Origin of the sequence: Scandinavium lactucae (assembly GCF_033843265.1) — a bacterium.
Lineage (GTDB): Bacteria > Pseudomonadota > Gammaproteobacteria > Enterobacterales > Enterobacteriaceae > Scandinavium > Scandinavium lactucae.
The window spans coordinates 73,444-90,406 of sequence record NZ_JAWXRD010000027.1 but is presented as its reverse complement, the minus strand read 5'-3'; the positions used below and the strand labels follow the sequence as shown (position 1 = coordinate 90,406).

The window sequence follows — 16,963 nt, the reverse complement described above, 5'->3', positions numbered from 1 at the left end:
CCTTTTACAAGTCACTGTACTCCTGAGCGGGGTGCCAGAAGCCATCGATAAAATCCTCCACCGGGAAACAGCCACCCTGGCGCAGACGCTGTTCGTCCATCGCAAGCAGGCACTGGGATTCAGTGTTGTAGACGTCTATCACAATGTCCTCGCAGCCACCGTCGAGGTAACAAATAAACAGTACCAATGCGTACATCTCACCCTCACGCGCATCCATTACCTGTTAAGTGTAAGAGAGATAAGCGAAAGGTGAAAATAAATAACCCGCCTAAATTGGGCGGGTTCCATTTGGGTTAGGCAAGGCGCATAACCCAGGCGTCGGTCTTACGGTCATAATGTTGGCGGTAAAGGACAGAATGCTCCCCATCAAGAATGGCGGGAACGCTGGTATCGGCATCCCATGCATCAAGTTGCATGCATAAATCAGGATCGGATTTGCAGGGTATGCTTAACGTTCGCTCCCCTTGCTGCTCGCCATGCAGCTCGGCGTCATCAATTTCAAACGCGCCTATACGTACGCTGGTTTTGGTCATAATGCTCTCCGGTTGTCTGCTTCGTTGTGGTACGACCAGTTAGGTCCTCCCATTTTTCAGCGTAGACAACCGCGCGCATTTTGCCAGTCAGAACGTGCCTATTTTTACCCAGCCGCTACGCCTTGCCCGCGAATAATTTTCCGTCGCGAACCAGTTCCCGCGGATAGCTGTTCTTGAGGCGTGAGCCGACTTTTTTCGCCAGTCCTAGCGGATGTCCCTGAAAAGTTACGATAACATCGTCCCGATCTGGCGGAGTTTCCGGCCACACGTCCCGGCCACGATACCACTCTTCAGCTTCCGCCAGTGTCAGTTCAAATCGTGAACTTTTTTCGCCCGCCAGTGCGATGACCGCCTCATGCTGCCAACGATAACCTTTGTTAAAGGTCTCTGCCAGGCGAACGCCGAGGCGTGAAAAACGCACTTTACCGATCAGCGGTTCAATCTCTGCCGGGAACAGCCAGATCTCTTTATCGCGTTGCCACAGGTTGAGCGTGTCATCCCAGTGTAATCCGACGGCGGCAGCGGCCTGAACCACTGCGGCAGATTCACGGGTTTTCATTGGTGTGAACGGAAATTTCCCGACTTTATAACCGGGTGTCGGAAGCGCATCGATCGAGGCCGTTTTATGCAGACGAGCGACGAAAAACCCTTCGCAATCGTAAATTTGCGGGAAGACGTGCAAATAGCCCTCTGGCGTCAGCGCCCGTTCTGCCCCGTCGAATAGCGCATTGAGCGGAGCGACCTCAACGGCCTGTGGATAGCGTGCCAGCAGCCAGTCCAGCACCTCCTCGTTTTCTTCGCGGTTCAGGGTGCAAGTGGAATAGACCAGCGTACCGCCAGGGCGAAGCGCGTGAAATGCGCTGTCGATGAGTTCGCGCTGGGTTTGTGCTATCTCACTGTTGCTTTGCGCTGACCAGTTTTTCAGTGCGTCCGGATCTTTACGCACCACGCCTTCCCCGGAGCAGGGCGCATCGAGCAGAACGGCGTCGAAACCTTCCGGCAGCGCGGCACCAAATACGCGGCCGTCGAAATGGGTGAGGGCTACGTTGCTTATCCCACAGCGGCTAATATTGGCATGCAGCACTTTAACGCGGCTGGCGGAAAATTCATTAGCAAGGATCGCGCCCTGATTGCCCATTCGCGCGGCGATTTGCGTGGTTTTAGAACCTGGAGCGGCGGCAACATCCATGACCCGGTCCGGCTGATTGTCATCGGCAAACAGGGCGGTGACCGGCAGCATGGAGCTGGCTTCCTGAATGTAGAACAGGCCGCTCAAATGTTCGGCCGTGCTGCCCAGCGGCAGGGCATCCTCATCTTCGCGATCAATCCAGAAGCCTTCCTCACACCACGGAACCGGCGTGAGCTGCCAGCCATAAGGCGCTACCAGATTCAGAAAATCGGCGACGGAGATCTTGAGAGTGTTCACGCGGATACTGCGACGCAGCGGACGTTGGCAGGCGGCAATAAAGTCGTCGAAGGAGAGATGAGCGGGCATTGCTGCACGCATCACCTCGAGGAAGGAGTCAGGAAGATAAGCCACTAAACGCACCAGATTCATAAACGGGTGCGCAGTTTAGCACAGCGACTCCGGCTTCTTACAGCCGGAGTCGTGCAGGTTTAACGCGGCAGGGCAGTACCCCAATCGCGCCACTCTTTCGGTTCCGTATCCTGCAACAGGAAATGTTTGTTTTCCTGCGCTTTTGGTGCCAGCGGCGTTCCTGGTGGGGTGGCAAAGGCTATACCGCCACGAATGAACTGGTTGAAGGTTCCGGTCTTCACCACGCCGCCGATAATACCGAAGTCGAGGTTATAGCCGGATGCCAGCCAGAACACCGAGTTATTGCGTACCAGGTGTTGATAACGCTGGCTAATGCGCAGCGTGACCATCACGCGATCGGACAATGAACCGAGATGCAGGGCGGTGACGGTCCCGACTTCGATGCCACGGAACAGCACCGGTGTGCCGATACTCAACGAGCCCGCCTCAGGTGCTTCGACGATAATGCTCAACCCGTCAAGATAGCGGGAATCGGTGATCGTCGCTTCCTGCAGTTCGAAGTCACGACGTGCATTGCCCCCGCGTCCTGGTTCGACGTTGATGTACGGCTGCAAAATGGTATCCAGATGCTCAACGCCAGCGGCTGAAATTTGCGGCGTTACCACCGAGAACCGGGTACCGTTGCGGGCGAAAGTATTCACGTATTCCGGGTACAGTACCGCTTTCGCCTGCACTTCATTCCGCGATGTGATCAGTTCTAACGTCTGGATCTGCCCAATATTGATGCCCAGATAACGAATCGGCATCCCTTCCGCCAGCTTACCGGCGTCAAAGGCATGCAGCGTGATCTGGCCGCCCACCGCACGCGCAGAGGTTTCCGACGGATAGAGAATGCGTTTATCCCCTTTACGTGCGCCCGCGCTTGCGCCGCTGAGGTTATCAAAGCTTATCGCCCCGCGCAGGGCACGCGAGAGCGGCGAAGCCTGCACTGTCAGCCCGCTGCCGTTTAGCTGGACTTTCGCCCCGCCTTCGGCCCAAAACACGCTGTTCTGGGTCAGCAGGTTGCGGTATTCAGGTTTGATGTGCAGTTCGATATCAAACGCGTTGGCCCGCGGGCGAACGGTAATAACTTCCCCCACTTCAAATTTACGGTACAACACCACCGAACCCGCCTGAACATCCGGCAAGGTATCTGCCGTCAGAGTGAGGGTGGTGGTGGGCAGATCGCCGAGGCTGTTTTCCAGCGCTTTTTCAAGATTGGCGTACAGCGGATAGTCCTGCTTCATCGCGCCTTTTTCGCCGGGCAGAATACGGATCCCGCCGCTGATCCACTCACTGGCGCTGGCCCCGAGGAACTCAATGCCGTCGAGGCCAACTTTGACGTCGACCCGGCTGTTGACCACAAACTTACTGTCACCATGAACGAGGTCACGATATTGCGGATCGATGGCAACAGAGAACGAGACGCCTTTCCCGGTGAGCGTACGCTCCAGAACCTGGCCGATTTTAATCCCGTGCAGGATAACTGGCTGTCCCGCATCGACGCCGTAAGAATCCGGGGCGCTGAGCGTCAGGGTAGCAACTCCGGGTTCCTGAAGCAGCGTCTTATCCGCAGGTACCACCACAAAATGGTTACGCGGCTGGCCTTCACCTGGCACCAGTTCAAAGGTGCTGCCGGTGAGCAGTGAACTCAGATTGGTGTTTTCCAGCGACAGCTTCGGATTACGCAGTTCGATGCGGGTTTTATCGCGCAGAAGATTCACCACGCTCGGATCCACGGTCATTTCACCGCTGACCGCGCCGCCTGGATTGAGATCGAGCTTGGTCAACTGGCCGACTTCCAGACCCTGATACATTAGCGAGGTCGAGCCCGCTTTCAGGCCCGCGCCGTCCGGTAGATCGAGTTTGACTATCACCCCACGCTGGCTGTGCGCCAGATCGGCATACAGGCCAAACTCATCGTTCTGTTCGGCAGGCTTCGAGGCGTCGGGAGAGTCAAAGGCAATTGCGCCGTTCACCAGCGCCGCCAGGCTTTCGAGCTGCACTTTCGCGCCGCTCAGGCCGACATCCGCTTTGATACCGGATACGTTCCAGAAGCGGCTACCTTTTTTCACCAGATTGGTGAAGCGGCGATCAATCAGAATATCAACGGTGACACCCTGATTATTGGTATTGATCGCATAGTCATACACGCGTCCGACTGGGATTTTGCGGAAGTACACCAGCGAGCCGCTGTTGAGTGAGCCTAAATCCGGAGCATGCAGATGGATCATCAGCTCGCCATTGTTTAGGCGATATTTCGGCTGCGTATCTAACGCGGTAAAGTGGTCTCTCTTTTCACCTTTACCAGGCATCATGCCGATGTAGTTCCCACCAACCAGCGCATCCAGACCCGACACCCCTGCCAGTGACGCTTTCGGTGTCACCAGCCAGAACTGCGTTTCCTGGCGCAGGGCATCTTTCATATCGCCTTTAATGCTGGCTTTGACCTCAATATGGTTCAGATCTTTCGCCAGGCTAATTTCTTCCACGGTGCCCACTTCAACGCCCTGATAGCGCACAGGCGTTCGGCCGGGGACAATGCCATCGGCAGAAATAAAGTCGATAGTGACGGTGGTGCCGCGATCCTCAACGCTATTCCAGATAAGCCAGCCCGCAATCAGCAAAGCAATGACCGGCAGCAGCCAGAAAGGGGAGATTCGGCGTTTCGTTTTAATTCTCGCTTCAGTCGGTGAAGCGGGCGTTTCCTGACTCATGTGCATCCCAAAGTAAGCGGCTGTCCAGCCATTCAACAGCAAGAATAGTCAATATTACCGCAGCACCGAAATAAAACGCAGCGGGTCCCATAGTAAAAGCCAGTAACTGATCGCGATTGATAAGCGACATCATCAGCGAGATGACAAACAAATCGAGCATCGACCAGCGACCAATCCACGTCACAAAGCGCAACAGAAGGATTCGGGTGCGCAGCCCCTGTTCACATTTAAAGTGAATGGATATCAGCAGCGTAATCAGCACCAGTACCTTAGTGAAAGGCACCAGAATACTGGCGATAAACACCACCGCCGCAATCGGAATATTGCTGCTGGCAAGTGAGATTATCCCGGACAGGATGGTGTCTTCCTGGCGAGCGCCATTTACATAGATTATCGAAATCGGCAGCAGGTTCGCCGGGATTAAAAAAATCAGCGAGGCAATCAGCGCCGCCCAACTTTTTTGCAGGCTATACGCCCGGCGATGACGCAGCGGGATGTGACAGCGACGACAGCGTCCGCGTGCATCTGAGAACCCGGTGTGATGGCAGCCCAGACACACTTGCAGACCAGGATCGGGGCGTTGGGCAGGGCGATGAGGATAAAAACGATCCCACAGCTGTTCGACGTTGAGATGGATCAGCGTCAAAATACTCAGCAGCACCAGAGACACAAACGCGACTAGCCCTAGTCCCGGCTGGAGAAAGGCATAATCCTGGACCTTAATCGACGCCACGCCGACCCCGACGAGGTAGATATCCAGCATTACCCACTCTTTGAGGCGTTCCAGCATCAGCAGCACCGGACGAAGATTCATGCCAAGAATATTACCAAGCCATAAATACGCGATAGCGATAACCAGTACCAGCGGCGCACCGACGCTGCAAAACAGTACCATCGCGGCGGGTATGGGATCGCCCTGTTCGGTCATCTGCCATATCCCCTGCATCAGGTTGGCATCAATGCGCACCCCGAGCAGATGCAGACGAAGCAGCGGTTCGCTCCAGGCAAAGGGCATCAGCAACATCATGGTAACAGCCATCGCCGCGAGGCGGGTCAGCGACCAGTCGCGTCCATCACGAATTTTTGCATCGCAGCGCGGGCAATATGCGCTTTGCGTCCTTTTGACCACCGGCAGGCTGAACAGCACGTCACACTGGGGACAGCGATGATATTCCGGCGGTGCCAGCGGATTGCCAATCGCATGAACGGTGATTTTTTTACCCGGCGAAATTTGAGAAGCTCGTAGTGCCATTTATTAGCTTTAGAAATGAATGTATAACTCTATCTTAACCTATGAATGGATTCATCTTGAGCCCGAACGCATTTAATGCTTATTTTAATAGACTATGCGTCGGCGATGACCGGCTTCGAAGTAAGACAACAAGCGATTGAATAATGAGCAAATCAGAGTTTTACGCGGATCTTAACCGCGACTTTCAGGCATTAATGGCAGGCGAAACCAGTTTTTTAGCCACACTCTCTAATACCAGTGCGCTGCTGTTCGAGCGTCTGTCTGAGGTTAACTGGGCCGGTTTTTATCTTCTCGAAGGCGATACGCTGGTTTTAGCCCCGTTCCAGGGGAAAATTGCCTGCGTACGTATTCCGGTCGGACGTGGCGTATGTGGCACCGCGGTGTCACAAAATCGTGTCCAGCGTGTAGAAGACGTTCATGCTTTTGACGGTCACATTGCCTGTGATGCGGCAAGCAACTCAGAAATCGTACTGCCGCTTGTGGTTAACGGGCACATTATTGGGGTGCTGGATATCGACAGTCCCACGTATTCCCGCTTTACGACTGAAGATGAACAGGGGCTTCGTGAGCTGGTCAGCCACCTTGAACAGGTGCTTGCGGCGACCGATTATCACAAATTCTTTCAGCCTGTCGCAGGATAATCAACGGATAACGTAGCATTTACCGATGGCGTCATTATAATGACGCCTGTTCATGCCCGCGGTATGTTGGCTACGTCCGTTGTAATCAGGAAATTTCATGGAAAATCAACCTAAGTTGAATAGCAGTAAAGAAGTTATCGCTTTTCTGGCCGAACGATTCCCACAGTGTTTCAGCGCCGAAGGTGAAGCACGTCCGCTGAAAATTGGAATTTTTCAGGATCTGGTGACTCGCGTTGAGGGAGAAATGAACCTCAGCAAAACCCAGCTTCGTTCCGCCTTACGTCTTTATACCTCCAGCTGGCGCTACTTGTACGGCATCAAAGCGGGCGCGACCCGTGTTGATCTCGACGGGAACCCATGCGGTGAGCTGGATGAGCAGCATGTGACTCACGCGCGTCAGCAGCTTGAAGAAGCGAAAGCCCGTGTGCAGGCACAGCGCGCAGAGCAGCAGGCGAAAAAACGTGAAGCCGCTATTGCTGCGGGTGAACCTGTTGATGCGCCGCGCCGTGAGCGTAAACCGCGTCCGGCAGCTCCGCGCAAAGATGCGGGTGCTAATAAACCGCGTCCGGCAGCAAAACCGGCCGCCGCGAAAGCCCCACGTCCAGAACGTGAAGAGCGTCATACCCCGGTATCAAACATTTCTGAACTGAGCGTTGGCCAGTCTCTGAAAGTGAAAGCGGGCAATAATGCAATGGACGCCACTGTACTGGAAATCACCAAAGATGGCGTTCGTGTACAGCTGACTTCTGGTATGTCAATGATTGTACGCGCAGAACACTTAGTGTTCTGAAACGGAGGCCGGGCCTGGCATGAACAACTTTTTTAAGGTCACCGCGCTCGCTGGCATGCTGTTGATGGCAGGCCAGTCGTTCGCCGTGGACGATATTACTCGTGCTGACCAGATTCCAGTTCTTAAGGAAGAGGCTCAACACGCAACGGTAAGCGAGCGTGTGACGTCTCGCTTTACCCGTTCTCATTATCGCCAGTTCGATCTCGATAACGCGTTCTCGGCGAAAATCTTCGACCGTTATCTCAACCTGCTGGATTACAGCCATAACGTGCTGTTGGCCAGTGATATTTCCCAGTTTGAATCACGTAAATCGCAGGTCGGCGACGAACTGCGTAGTGGTAAACTGGATGTTTTTTACGACCTGTTTAATCTGGCGCAAAAACGCCGCTTTGAGCGCTATCAGTACGCGCTCAAAGTGCTTGAACGTCCGATGGAATTCACCGGAAACGACACCTACAATCTTGACCGCAGCAAAGCGCCGTGGCCAAAGGATGTCGCCGAGTTGAACGCCCTGTGGGACGGCAAAGTCAAATATGACGAGCTGAGCCTTAAGCTTGCCGGGAAAAACGATAAAGAAATTCGCGAAACGTTGACCCGTCGCTACAAGTTCGCCATTCGCCGTCTGGTTCAGACCAACAGCGAAGACGTGTTCTCTCTGGCGATGACCGCGTTTGCGCACGAAATTGACCCGCACACCAACTACCTCTCCCCGCGCAATACTGAACAATTCAACACCGAAATGAGCCTTTCTCTGGAAGGTATCGGTGCGGTACTGCAAATGGATGACGACTACACCATGATTAATTCCATGGTGGCAGGCGGCCCAGCGGCGAAGAGCAAAGCGATAAGCGTTGGCGACCGTATCGTTGGTGTCGGCCAGACCGGTAAAGGCATGGTTGATGTCATCGGCTGGCGTCTGGACGACGTGGTGGCATTGATTAAAGGGCCGAAGGGCAGCAAAGTGCGGCTTGAGATCCTGCCTGCGGGTAAAGGTACCAAAACCCGCATTGTCACCTTGACGCGCGAACGTATCCGTCTCGAAGACCGCGCCGTGAAGATGTCGGTTAAAAACGTCGGTAAAGAAAAAGTCGGCGTACTGGATATCCCTGGCTTCTACGTTGGCCTGACTGATGATGTGAAAGTTCAGTTGCAGAAACTGGAAAAACAAAACGTCAGCAGCGTGGTTATCGATCTGCGCAGCAACGGCGGGGGAGCACTGACGGAAGCCGTATCGCTCTCTGGTCTGTTTATCCCATCCGGTCCGGTGGTGCAGGTGCGCGATAACAACGGCAAGGTGCGCGAAGATAGCGATACCGATGGCGTGGTGTATTACAAAGGTCCGCTGGTGGTATTGGTAGACCGCTTCAGCGCCTCAGCATCTGAAATATTTGCTGCCGCGATGCAGGATTATGGCCGGGCGCTGATTGTCGGTGAACCAACCTTCGGGAAAGGCACCGTGCAACAGTACCGTTCGCTAAACCGCATCTACGATCAGATGCTGCGCCCGGAATGGCCAGCGCTGGGTTCTGTGCAGTACACCATTCAGAAGTTCTACCGCATTAACGGCGGCAGTACTCAACGTAAAGGTGTAACGCCGGATATCATGCTGCCAACCGGTAGTGAAGAGACGGAAACCGGCGAGAAGTTTGAAGATAACGCTCTGCCGTGGGACAGCATTAATGCCGCGACCTTCGTTAAAACGGGCGATATGATGCCGTTTGGTCCGCAGCTGCTGACACAGCATAAAGAGCGAATCGCCAAAGATCCGGAATTCCAGTACATCGCCAAAGATATTGCCCATTTCAACGCATTGAAGGACCGCCGCTACATCGCCTCACTGAATTACGCTCAGCGTGAGAAAGAGAATGAGGAAGATGATGCGACCCGTTTAGCGCGCATTAACGATCGCTACAAGCGTGAAGGCAAACCGCTGTTGAAGAAACTGGATGATTTGCCGAAGGATTATCAGGAACCCGATCCGTATCTGGATGAAACCGTCCATATCGCCAATGACCTGGCGACCATGGAAAAGGACAATCCCCCGGTGAGTCCAGCACCAAGCAAATAACCTCAACAGGCACAAGAAATTGTGCCTGTTTTTTTACATGCCTATTGCCTGCGTCAGTGGGATGCAACAGAATGTAAAGTTGTGTTTTTCTCGTGACTTAGCGACCTCGGATAGTTGAAAATCACCGTAAGACCCATACCATATGGGTAATCGCATAGTGCGTTTTGTTACAACGAGGTTAAAGAATATTATGATGCGAATCGCGCTTTTCCTGATGACCAACCTGGCAGTGATGGTTGTTTTTGGGCTGGTGCTAAGCCTGACAGGAATTCAGTCAAGCAGCATGACGGGCCTGCTGATCATGGCGATGCTTTTCGGTTTTGGTGGCTCGATAGTGTCGCTGATGATGTCGAAATGGATGGCGCTGAAATCCGTGGGCGGAGAGGTCATTGAGCAACCGCGCAACGAAACCGAGCGCTGGTTGATGAACATCGTCGCACAGCAATCCCGTCAGGCGGGCATTGCCATGCCACAGGTCGCTGTTTACCACGCGCCCGATATTAATGCTTTTGCCACCGGTGCCCGCCGTGATGCGTCGCTGGTTGCCGTCAGTACCGGGCTGTTGCAAAACATGAGCCGTGACGAAGCCGAAGCGGTTATCGCGCACGAAATCAGCCATATCGCCAATGGTGACATGGTCACCATGACCCTAATTCAGGGCGTGGTGAACACCTTTGTTATCTTTATTTCTCGCGTAATTGCTCAGATTGCAGCCGGTTTCCTCGGTGGCAACCGCGATGAAGGTGAAAGCAGCAACGGCAACCCGCTGATCTATTTTGCGGTCGCCACGGTGTTGGAACTGGTATTTGGTATTCTCGCCAGCATTATCACCATGTGGTTCTCCCGTCATCGTGAGTTCCACGCGGATGCCGGTTCAGCCAAATTGGTTGGGCGTGAGAAAATGATTGCGGCGCTACAGCGTCTGAAAACCAGCTATGAGCCGCAGGAAGCCAGCAGCATGATGGCGTTTTGTATCAACGGTAAAGCGAAATCAATGAGCGAACTGTTCATGACGCACCCGCCGTTGGACAAACGTATCGAAGCGTTGCGCAGCGGTGAATATCTGAAGTAATAGGTTCACAGTACGACCCTAAAGCAAAGCGCCTCATTGAGGCGCTTTTTTTACGTCAGCATTCAGGCTACGGCACGGGGTTGAGTGATGCGAAGACCACTGATAACCGCCGCGATAACCGCGAGAGTTCCGGCCATCAACAGGGATGTGTGGGTGCCGTGTGTACCGAACAGGTTAAACATCAGCGCCACAAGAGCAGCCCCAGTACTTTGCCCCAGCAGGCGCGCTGTGCCTAACATGCCGCTGGCTCCGCCACTGCGGTTACGCGGGGCCGATGAGACAATGGTGTGATTGTTCGGCGACTGAAACAGGCCAAAACCGGCCCCGCATAGCATCATGCGCCAGATAATATCTAGGTCCTGCGGCGAGGAGGGGAGCAGTGCTAAGGCAAACAACCCCCATGCCATAATCGCCAGCCCCAGCGCGCCGAGCAATCCGGCGTGAACCTTTTCGATGAGATATCCCGCCAGCGGAGCCATCACCATGGTCGCCAGCGGCCATGGGGTTAACAATAAACCGGTTTCGACTTCACTCCTGCCCATCATTGATTGCAGAAAGAAAGGCAGCGACACCATCGCCAGCATCTGAGCACAGAAGGAACAAATTGAGGTACAGATAGAGAGTGAAAACAGTGGGATCCGCAGCAGGTCAACCGGCAGCAGCGGTACGGGCAGTCTGAGCTGACGGCGGACAAAGAAGAAGCCGATCACTAGCATCGCCACCACTTCGCACAGTACCAGTCGTAAGGATTGCCCCTGAGCAAAGCTGCTGAGGGCGGTGATCAGCAGACCAAAAGTTAAGGCATTCATGATGGCGCTTGGCCAATCGAAGCGTGATGCCTGGCTGCGGACGCCGTTCGGCGGCAGATAACGTATTGCCAGCGCAAAGGCAACAATCCCCAGCGGGACATTGATCAGAAACAGCCATTGCCAGGAAGCGACTGACAAAATCGCCGCAGCAATAGTCGGGCCCGCAGCCGAGGATACCGCCACAATGAACGAGTTGATCCCCATTCCGCGGCCGAGGAAACGCTGCGGGTAAATCAGGCGGATCAGTGCGGTGTTGACGCTCATCAGCGCCGCGCCACCCAGTCCCTGGGCAACGCGGGCCAGCGTCAGCATCTCTAGCGAATGCGACAAGGCGCAGATCAGTGAGGTGCAGGTGAACATTACCAGCCCACATTTGTAGATCCGTCGATAGCCGAACATATCGCCAAGAAACGCCAGGGTCAGCAGCGAAATCACGATAGCAATTTGATAAGCGTTAACAATCCAGATTGAGGCGGCGGGGGAGGCGTGTAAATCAGTGGCGATAGTGGGCAGGGCAACGTTGGCAATGGCACCGTCGAGCACCGCCATCGAAATGCCAAGCACGATGGTCAGAATGGCACCATAGCGTTGCGGCAATGGCAGACCATCAGGAGCTGTTTTTTCCATGTTAAAAATACGTCTTAATTGAAATCATTATGCAGGTAATTATTTTAGCATTGATTATTCGGCAGCAGCTCGCAGATTTGTAACGAAGTCGTATAAGAGTGATTGCGGCGGGAGGCGTGCGAAATTATAATAAAAACCAGTTCTGAATTTTATAAAACAGTCGCGATGAGGTGATAAATGGCAGTTGCAGATTTGGATAAACAGCCAGATTCTGTCTCTTCGGTATTGAAGGTTTTTGGCATTCTGCAGGCGCTCGGCGAAGAGCGTGAGATAGGGATCACCGAGTTATCACAGCGCGTGATGATGTCTAAAAGCACGGTTTATCGCTTTTTACAGACGATGAAATCATTGGGCTACGTGGCGCAGGAAGGTGAGTCAGAGAAATACTCGCTGACCTTAAAACTGTTCGAACTGGGTGCCCGCTCACTGCAAAACGTCGATCTCATCCGTAGCGCAGATATTCAGATGCGTGAACTCTCTCGCCTCACGAAAGAGACCATTCACCTTGGGGCTCTGGACGAAGACAGCATTGTCTACATCCATAAAATTGACTCGATGTATAACCTGCGCATGTACTCGCGCATTGGCCGTCGTAATCCGCTGTACAGCACCGCGATTGGTAAAGTGCTGCTGGCGTGGCGTGACCGCGAGGAAGTGAAGCAGATCCTCGAACATGTGGAGTACAAACGCAGTACTGAGCGGACTATCGCCGACACCGAAGAGTTACTCCCGTTGTTGGATCGGGTGCGTGAGCAGGGTTACGGTGAGGATAACGAAGAGCAGGAAGAAGGGCTGCGCTGTATTGGCGTTCCGGTGTTTGATCGTTTCGGCGTGGTTATTGCCGGGCTGAGCATCTCCTTCCCGACGCTGCGTTTCTCCGAAGAGCGCCTGCATGAGTACGTCAGCATGTTGCATACCGCGGCGCGCAAAATCTCAGAGCAAATGGGCTACAACGACTATCCTTTCTGAGAATGACAGCTATAAAAAAACGCCGCATTAAGCGGCGTTTTTTGTTTATGGTGACCGATTATCCGTTATCGACGACCGTTTTGCTTTTGCGCAGCAGTGGGCAATCGGTCAGGCCGATGATACCGCTGTCAGAATGCACGTACTGGGCCGTGCTGGTGCCGTTTGCAGTCAAATACTTACACTGTAATCCCAATCCACCCACGTTCTCATGGCTACCTATCAGTATGCCATAGCCGGATAACAGCAGGGCAATCCAGGCGATTGCCAGTACAATAATTGTACGAATAGTAAAACGCATCATATGCCTCGTTCTTGTTGCTTCCTGTGGACCAGATTAAAGTGTTCACGCTTTGAAACAAGTCGATGATTCTTAAAATGAACCAACTCTATTACAGTTAGCCGCGGTTTAAGGTTAGCGTGCTAACCTGTCTACAAATATGAAACCCGGAGAGTGGAGTGAAAAAGTTACGCTGGACCATTCTGGTCGTTATCCTCCTGATTGCCTTTCTTTTACTGTGGACTCAGATGATTAACGTGCTGTGCGATCAGGATGTGCAGTTCTTTAGCGGTATTTGCACCATCAATAAATTCATTCCCTGGTAAGTTTTTTATAGCAGGTAATTTCCTTCCTCGGGGCGGCGAGTGGTAGAATGTTGGCTCCAATTTGAGGTGGTGAAATGGTTGATTTAATGAATTCCGGAATGTTGAATTTGGCCTCCCTGGCAGTGTCTTTGCTGGTTCTGGTCATTGGACTGGTGCTGTGGTTTTTCGTAAACCGTGCCAGTTCCCGAGCGAACGAACAGATAGAACTTCTGGAAGCCCTGCTGGATCAGCAGAAACGTCAAAACGCATTGCTGCGTCGTCTTTGCGAAGCAAATGAACCGGAGAAACAAGAGCCGGTGAAATCTGCAGAGCTTCCTCAGACGCAGGAAGGCGATGATGACTTTATCCGTCTGGTGGCGGAACGCTGATACGCTTCCCGGTGGGCAGATACACTGACTGCCGGGATGTTGAACACAGTATTACTTTGCTATAATCCTTTATTATGTTTTATCACCAAACGGTCTTAATCCCTTCTTGCTATATCTCGTTATCACACTCAACGATTTTTAATTCTTTTACCGATTCCTTTAACGTTGGCTTAAAAAAAGGCAGCGAAACGTTTTCATTGCTTCATAATGAAGCAGTGTCATCAAACTTTCATTATTATGGTGCATTATCAATAATATTTAAGTTGGATAATTAGGCTGCGCAATATCCGTTTAATAGGGCAAATCTGAAGCATATTTATGCAGAAAATTGTCTAACTTTAGAAAAATCGTGCGTTTGTTCGGTCGTTGTCTGGCAGAAGCGAAGCCGTTGAGCTAGGGTTAAAAAGTCGTATAAAACGCAGCCTGGCGGGTAAGGTGTTTCAATACCCACCCACAGAGCGTGTCGTTGTACGGGCGCATAATTGTGCAGACGATCAACACTTTGTTTCTGGAATTGTGCGACCGATCGAGACACGTTTAAAAATGGCTTGCCATTATTTACGTTGTATGTGATAACACGGTTTGGGTTAAACGAGGTACAGTTCTGTCTATGTGTGGCATTTTCAGTAAAGAAGTTCTGAGTAAACACGTTGTCGTTGAATACCGCTTCTCTGCCGAACCTTATATTAGTGCCTCATGCAGTAATGTCTCAGTTTTAGCTATGTAAGTGCCCCATGGGCGAAGAAAACACTCTAAGGAATTTTGCAAATGGCAAAGATTAAAGGTCAAGTTAAGTGGTTCAACGAGTCTAAAGGTTTTGGTTTCATTACTCCTGCAGACGGCAGCAAAGATGTATTCGTACACTTCTCTGCAATCCAGGGTAACGGCTTCAAAACTCTGGCTGAAGGCCAGAACGTTGAGTTCGAAATTCAGGACGGCCAGAAAGGCCCAGCAGCAGTTAACGTAACTGCTATCTGATTCGGATTACGAATCCACTGATCTCATTCGAAATCAGCCATAAAGCCTCGCTCTAAGCGGGGCTTTTTACGTTTATGACGAGATGTGTCCACTTTCCCTCCTCAGTCGCGCTTTGTTGCAAAACCACAACTTTATTAGCATTCTTTAGCGATCATCCCGGCTCCTTTTCACGTTAAATCATTGGGTTGTGAACTATAACCGGGAGCCGGAGTGCAAAACCATCGCCGTCACTTTACCCCAGTCCGTTTTGGCCTGGTGTGTTTGGGTATTTGTTGTTGTCTGGGGTTGCTGTTGGCCCGCGTCGGCTGGCTGCAAATCATTTCGCCAGATAATCTGGTAAAACAAGAAGATATGCGCTCTTTGCGCGAAGAACCGATCGCCGTTCCGCGCGGAATGATCACGGACAGAGAAGGGCGTCCGTTAGCCGTTAGTGTGCCGGTTAGCGCCATTTGGGTTGACCCACAGACGCTGTTATCAAAAGGCGGTGTGGGGTATAACGCCCGCTGGCAGGCATTTGCCAACGCATTGCATACCACGCTGGCGGAGTTGACTGCCCGTATTACTCAGCATCCGCATTCCCGCTTTCTGTATCTGGCCCGCCAGGTCGATCCGCAGCAGGCCGCGTGGATCGATAAACTGCATCTTCCAGGCATTAATCTTCGCGATGAGTCGCGCCGCTTTTATCCTTCCGGACACGTAGCAGCTAACCTGATTGGTTTCACCAATATTGATGATCAGGGCATTGAAGGTGTGGAGAAAAGCTTTAACTCCCAACTGCAGGGCAAGCCTGGGCTGCGGCTGGTGCGCAAAGACAGACACGGGAATGTGATTGAAAACCTGACCGAACAGGCTGCGGTGCCTGCGCATACGTTGCAGCTCAGTATCGATGAGCGCCTGCAAACGGTTACCGAGGATGCGCTGGATAATGCCGTACGCTGGAACAAAGCTGAATCTGGTGCGTCGGTGCTGATCAAAATCGATACCGGCGAAGTTTTGGCGATGGCCAGCTACCCGGATTTCAACCCTAACAACCGTGATAACGCCACGCTGGACGATTTCCGTAATCGTGCCATTAGCGATACTTTTGAACCCGGCTCCACGGTGAAACCCCTGGTGGTGATGACCGCCTTGCAGCAGGGGATCGTCCAGCCTGACAGCGTGGTGGATACCCATCCGTACACGGTCGACGGGCACCGTATTCGTGATGTCGGCTTTTACCCTGAGCTGAGTCTCACCGGTATCCTGCAGAAATCCAGCGACACCGGCGTGTCGCATCTTTCACTCGCTATGCCAATCCAGCGACTGTTGGACACCTATAAAGGTTTCGGCTTCGGTCAACCGACCGGGCTCGGCCTCACCGGTGAAAGCCAGGGCCTGATGCCGCAGCGTCGATTCTGGGGACAGCTCGATCGCGCCACTTTCTCGTTCGGCTACGGCTTAATGGTAACGCCGTTGCAGTTGGCGCATGTGTACGCCACTATCGGTGGGTTCGGGATTTCGCGCCCACTCTCTATCACCCGGATTGACCCGCCGGTGATGGGGCATCGCGTGATGTCTGATAAAATTGTTCATCAGGTCGAACATATGATGGAAAGCGTCGCGTTGCCGGGCGGGGGCGGGATCAAGGCCGCAGTAAATGATTATCGCGTAGCGGTAAAAACCGGCACCGCGAAAAAGATTGGGCCTGACGGGAAGTATATTGATAAGTACATCGCCTATACGGCAGGTGTGGCTCCAGCCAGTAATCCGAAATACGCGCTGGTAGTGGTGATTAACGATCCGGAGAATGGCAAATACTACGGCGGGGCCGTGGCCGCCCCGGTCTTCAGCCAGATAATGGGCGATGTCCTGCGGCTGGAGAATGTGATGCCGGACGGTATTGCCCCGGGTTCGGAGAACCTCATCGTCATGGATCATAACGACGCACTCTCTCCCTCTCTGTAATTCATTCACCTGAAGGGCGAATAGCGTTACACTTTCGCCCTTTCAATGATATCGG

The 16,963-nt window shown here is 52.9% G+C and carries 17 protein-coding genes; 10 read left to right on the top strand and 7 right to left on the bottom strand.

The features are described from left to right. Nucleotides 1–4 precede the first annotated feature (4 nt). From SIK69_RS08440 to yebS, 5 genes are all read right to left on the bottom strand, one after another. Nucleotides 5–196 (bottom strand): YdfD/YebW family protein, encoded by a 192-nt coding sequence (locus SIK69_RS08440; RefSeq protein ID WP_319785872.1) that lies wholly within the window; start codon nt 194–196, stop codon nt 5–7. Nucleotides 197–293: 97 nt separating this feature from the next. Continuing rightward, complete coding sequence (locus SIK69_RS08435; RefSeq protein WP_319627870.1) at nt 294–533, bottom strand: YebV family protein; 240 nt, start codon at nt 531–533, stop codon at nt 294–296. A 115-nt stretch (nt 534–648) separates the two neighbouring features. Then, nucleotides 649–2,073: a 16S rRNA (cytosine(1407)-C(5))-methyltransferase RsmF gene (gene rsmF / locus SIK69_RS08430; protein WP_319785871.1), complete on the bottom strand. Its 1,425-nt coding sequence runs from the start codon at nt 2,071–2,073 to the stop codon at nt 649–651. A 77-nt stretch (nt 2,074–2,150) separates the two neighbouring features. Next, complete coding sequence (locus SIK69_RS08425; protein ID WP_319627872.1) at nt 2,151–4,787, bottom strand: MlaD family protein; 2,637 nt, start codon at nt 4,785–4,787, stop codon at nt 2,151–2,153. Then, on the bottom strand, nt 4,756–6,039 hold the full coding sequence (gene yebS / locus SIK69_RS08420; protein ID WP_319627873.1) for a membrane integrity lipid transport subunit YebS: 1,284 nt from the start codon (nt 6,037–6,039) through the stop codon (nt 4,756–4,758). The genes SIK69_RS08425 and yebS overlap by 32 nt, the downstream gene beginning before the upstream one ends. 143 nt (nt 6,040–6,182) lie before the next feature. Between yebS and msrC the strand changes: the two genes are divergently transcribed. The 4 genes from msrC to htpX all read left to right on the top strand — a co-directional run bounded on the left by msrC (nt 6,183) and on the right by htpX (nt 10,610). Then, on the top strand, nt 6,183–6,680 hold the full coding sequence (gene msrC, locus SIK69_RS08415; RefSeq protein ID WP_319785870.1) for a free L-methionine (R)-S-oxide reductase MsrC: 498 nt from the start codon (nt 6,183–6,185) through the stop codon (nt 6,678–6,680). 97 nt (nt 6,681–6,777) lie between these two features. Continuing rightward, nucleotides 6,778–7,470 carry an RNA chaperone ProQ gene (proQ, locus tag SIK69_RS08410; RefSeq protein WP_319785869.1) on the top strand — a complete coding sequence of 231 codons (693 nt, stop codon included), beginning with the start codon at nt 6,778–6,780 and terminating at the stop codon, nt 7,468–7,470. A 19-nt stretch (nt 7,471–7,489) separates the two neighbouring features. Continuing rightward, nucleotides 7,490–9,538 carry a carboxy terminal-processing peptidase gene (gene prc / locus SIK69_RS08405; protein ID WP_319627876.1) on the top strand — a complete coding sequence of 683 codons (2,049 nt, stop codon included), beginning with the start codon at nt 7,490–7,492 and terminating at the stop codon, nt 9,536–9,538. Nucleotides 9,539–9,728: 190 nt separating this feature from the next. Beyond that, nucleotides 9,729–10,610 (top strand): protease HtpX, encoded by an 882-nt coding sequence (gene htpX, locus SIK69_RS08400; protein WP_319785868.1) that lies wholly within the window; start codon nt 9,729–9,731, stop codon nt 10,608–10,610. A 62-nt stretch (nt 10,611–10,672) separates the two neighbouring features. Here htpX and SIK69_RS08395 read toward each other — a convergent pair whose 3' ends face one another. Continuing rightward, nucleotides 10,673–12,046: an MFS transporter gene (locus tag SIK69_RS08395; RefSeq protein WP_319785867.1), complete on the bottom strand. Its 1,374-nt coding sequence runs from the start codon at nt 12,044–12,046 to the stop codon at nt 10,673–10,675. 177 nt (nt 12,047–12,223) lie between these two features. On the opposite strand from SIK69_RS08395, the gene kdgR reads away from it, so the two are divergent. Further along, entirely contained in the window at nt 12,224–13,015 is a 792-nt protein-coding gene (gene kdgR, locus SIK69_RS08390; protein ID WP_319627879.1) for a DNA-binding transcriptional regulator KdgR, read from the top strand. A 58-nt stretch (nt 13,016–13,073) separates the two neighbouring features. On the opposite strand, the gene SIK69_RS08385 is transcribed toward kdgR, so the two are convergent. Beyond that, the gene (locus SIK69_RS08385; protein ID WP_319627941.1) at nt 13,074–13,313 is read right to left on the bottom strand and encodes a YobH family protein; all 240 of its coding nucleotides are present in this window, start codon (nt 13,311–13,313) and stop codon (nt 13,074–13,076) included. Between the two features lie 158 nt (nt 13,314–13,471). Between SIK69_RS08385 and mgrB the strand changes: the two genes are divergently transcribed. From mgrB to ftsI2, 5 genes are all read left to right on the top strand, one after another. After that, nucleotides 13,472–13,618 (top strand): PhoP/PhoQ regulatory lipoprotein MgrB, encoded by a 147-nt coding sequence (gene mgrB, locus SIK69_RS08380; protein ID WP_319627880.1) that lies wholly within the window; start codon nt 13,472–13,474, stop codon nt 13,616–13,618. A gap of 74 nt (nt 13,619–13,692) precedes the next feature. Further along, nucleotides 13,693–13,986: a YebO family protein gene (locus tag SIK69_RS08375; protein WP_319627881.1), complete on the top strand. Its 294-nt coding sequence runs from the start codon at nt 13,693–13,695 to the stop codon at nt 13,984–13,986. A gap of 610 nt (nt 13,987–14,596) precedes the next feature. Then, nucleotides 14,597–14,713 (top strand): DUF2627 domain-containing protein, encoded by a 117-nt coding sequence (locus SIK69_RS08370; protein WP_097163794.1) that lies wholly within the window; start codon nt 14,597–14,599, stop codon nt 14,711–14,713. A gap of 41 nt (nt 14,714–14,754) precedes the next feature. Then, nucleotides 14,755–14,964: a transcription antiterminator/RNA stability regulator CspE gene (cspE, locus tag SIK69_RS08365; RefSeq protein WP_001062678.1), complete on the top strand. Its 210-nt coding sequence runs from the start codon at nt 14,755–14,757 to the stop codon at nt 14,962–14,964. A 210-nt stretch (nt 14,965–15,174) separates the two neighbouring features. Next, the gene (gene ftsI2, locus SIK69_RS08360) at nt 15,175–16,908 is read left to right on the top strand and encodes a peptidoglycan DD-transpeptidase FtsI2/PBP3(PARA) (RefSeq protein ID WP_319785866.1); all 1,734 of its coding nucleotides are present in this window, start codon (nt 15,175–15,177) and stop codon (nt 16,906–16,908) included. The last annotated feature ends 55 nt before the right edge of the window (nt 16,909–16,963 follow it).

What these genes read in the sequence shown, in the direction of transcription:
- SIK69_RS08385 (WP_319627941.1), bottom strand. Translation starts at nt 13,313, where the DNA reads ATGCGTTTTACTATTCGTACAATTATTGTACTGGCAATCGCCTGGATT.
- htpX (WP_319785868.1), top strand. Translation starts at nt 9,729, where the DNA reads ATGATGCGAATCGCGCTTTTCCTGATGACCAACCTGGCAGTGATGGTT.
- kdgR (WP_319627879.1), top strand. Translation starts at nt 12,224, where the DNA reads ATGGCAGTTGCAGATTTGGATAAACAGCCAGATTCTGTCTCTTCGGTA.
- SIK69_RS08395 (WP_319785867.1), bottom strand. Translation starts at nt 12,046, where the DNA reads ATGGAAAAAACAGCTCCTGATGGTCTGCCATTGCCGCAACGCTATGGT.
- cspE (WP_001062678.1), top strand. Translation starts at nt 14,755, where the DNA reads ATGGCAAAGATTAAAGGTCAAGTTAAGTGGTTCAACGAGTCTAAAGGT.
- SIK69_RS08440 (WP_319785872.1), bottom strand. Translation starts at nt 196, where the DNA reads ATGTACGCATTGGTACTGTTTATTTGTTACCTCGACGGTGGCTGCGAG.
- SIK69_RS08370 (WP_097163794.1), top strand. Translation starts at nt 14,597, where the DNA reads ATGTGTGGCATTTTCAGTAAAGAAGTTCTGAGTAAACACGTTGTCGTT.
- SIK69_RS08425 (WP_319627872.1), bottom strand. Translation starts at nt 4,787, where the DNA reads ATGAGTCAGGAAACGCCCGCTTCACCGACTGAAGCGAGAATTAAAACG.
- proQ (WP_319785869.1), top strand. Translation starts at nt 6,778, where the DNA reads ATGGAAAATCAACCTAAGTTGAATAGCAGTAAAGAAGTTATCGCTTTT.
- prc (WP_319627876.1), top strand. Translation starts at nt 7,490, where the DNA reads ATGAACAACTTTTTTAAGGTCACCGCGCTCGCTGGCATGCTGTTGATG.
- SIK69_RS08435 (WP_319627870.1), bottom strand. Translation starts at nt 533, where the DNA reads ATGACCAAAACCAGCGTACGTATAGGCGCGTTTGAAATTGATGACGCC.
- msrC (WP_319785870.1), top strand. Translation starts at nt 6,183, where the DNA reads ATGAGCAAATCAGAGTTTTACGCGGATCTTAACCGCGACTTTCAGGCA.
- SIK69_RS08375 (WP_319627881.1), top strand. Translation starts at nt 13,693, where the DNA reads ATGGTTGATTTAATGAATTCCGGAATGTTGAATTTGGCCTCCCTGGCA.
- yebS (WP_319627873.1), bottom strand. Translation starts at nt 6,039, where the DNA reads ATGGCACTACGAGCTTCTCAAATTTCGCCGGGTAAAAAAATCACCGTT.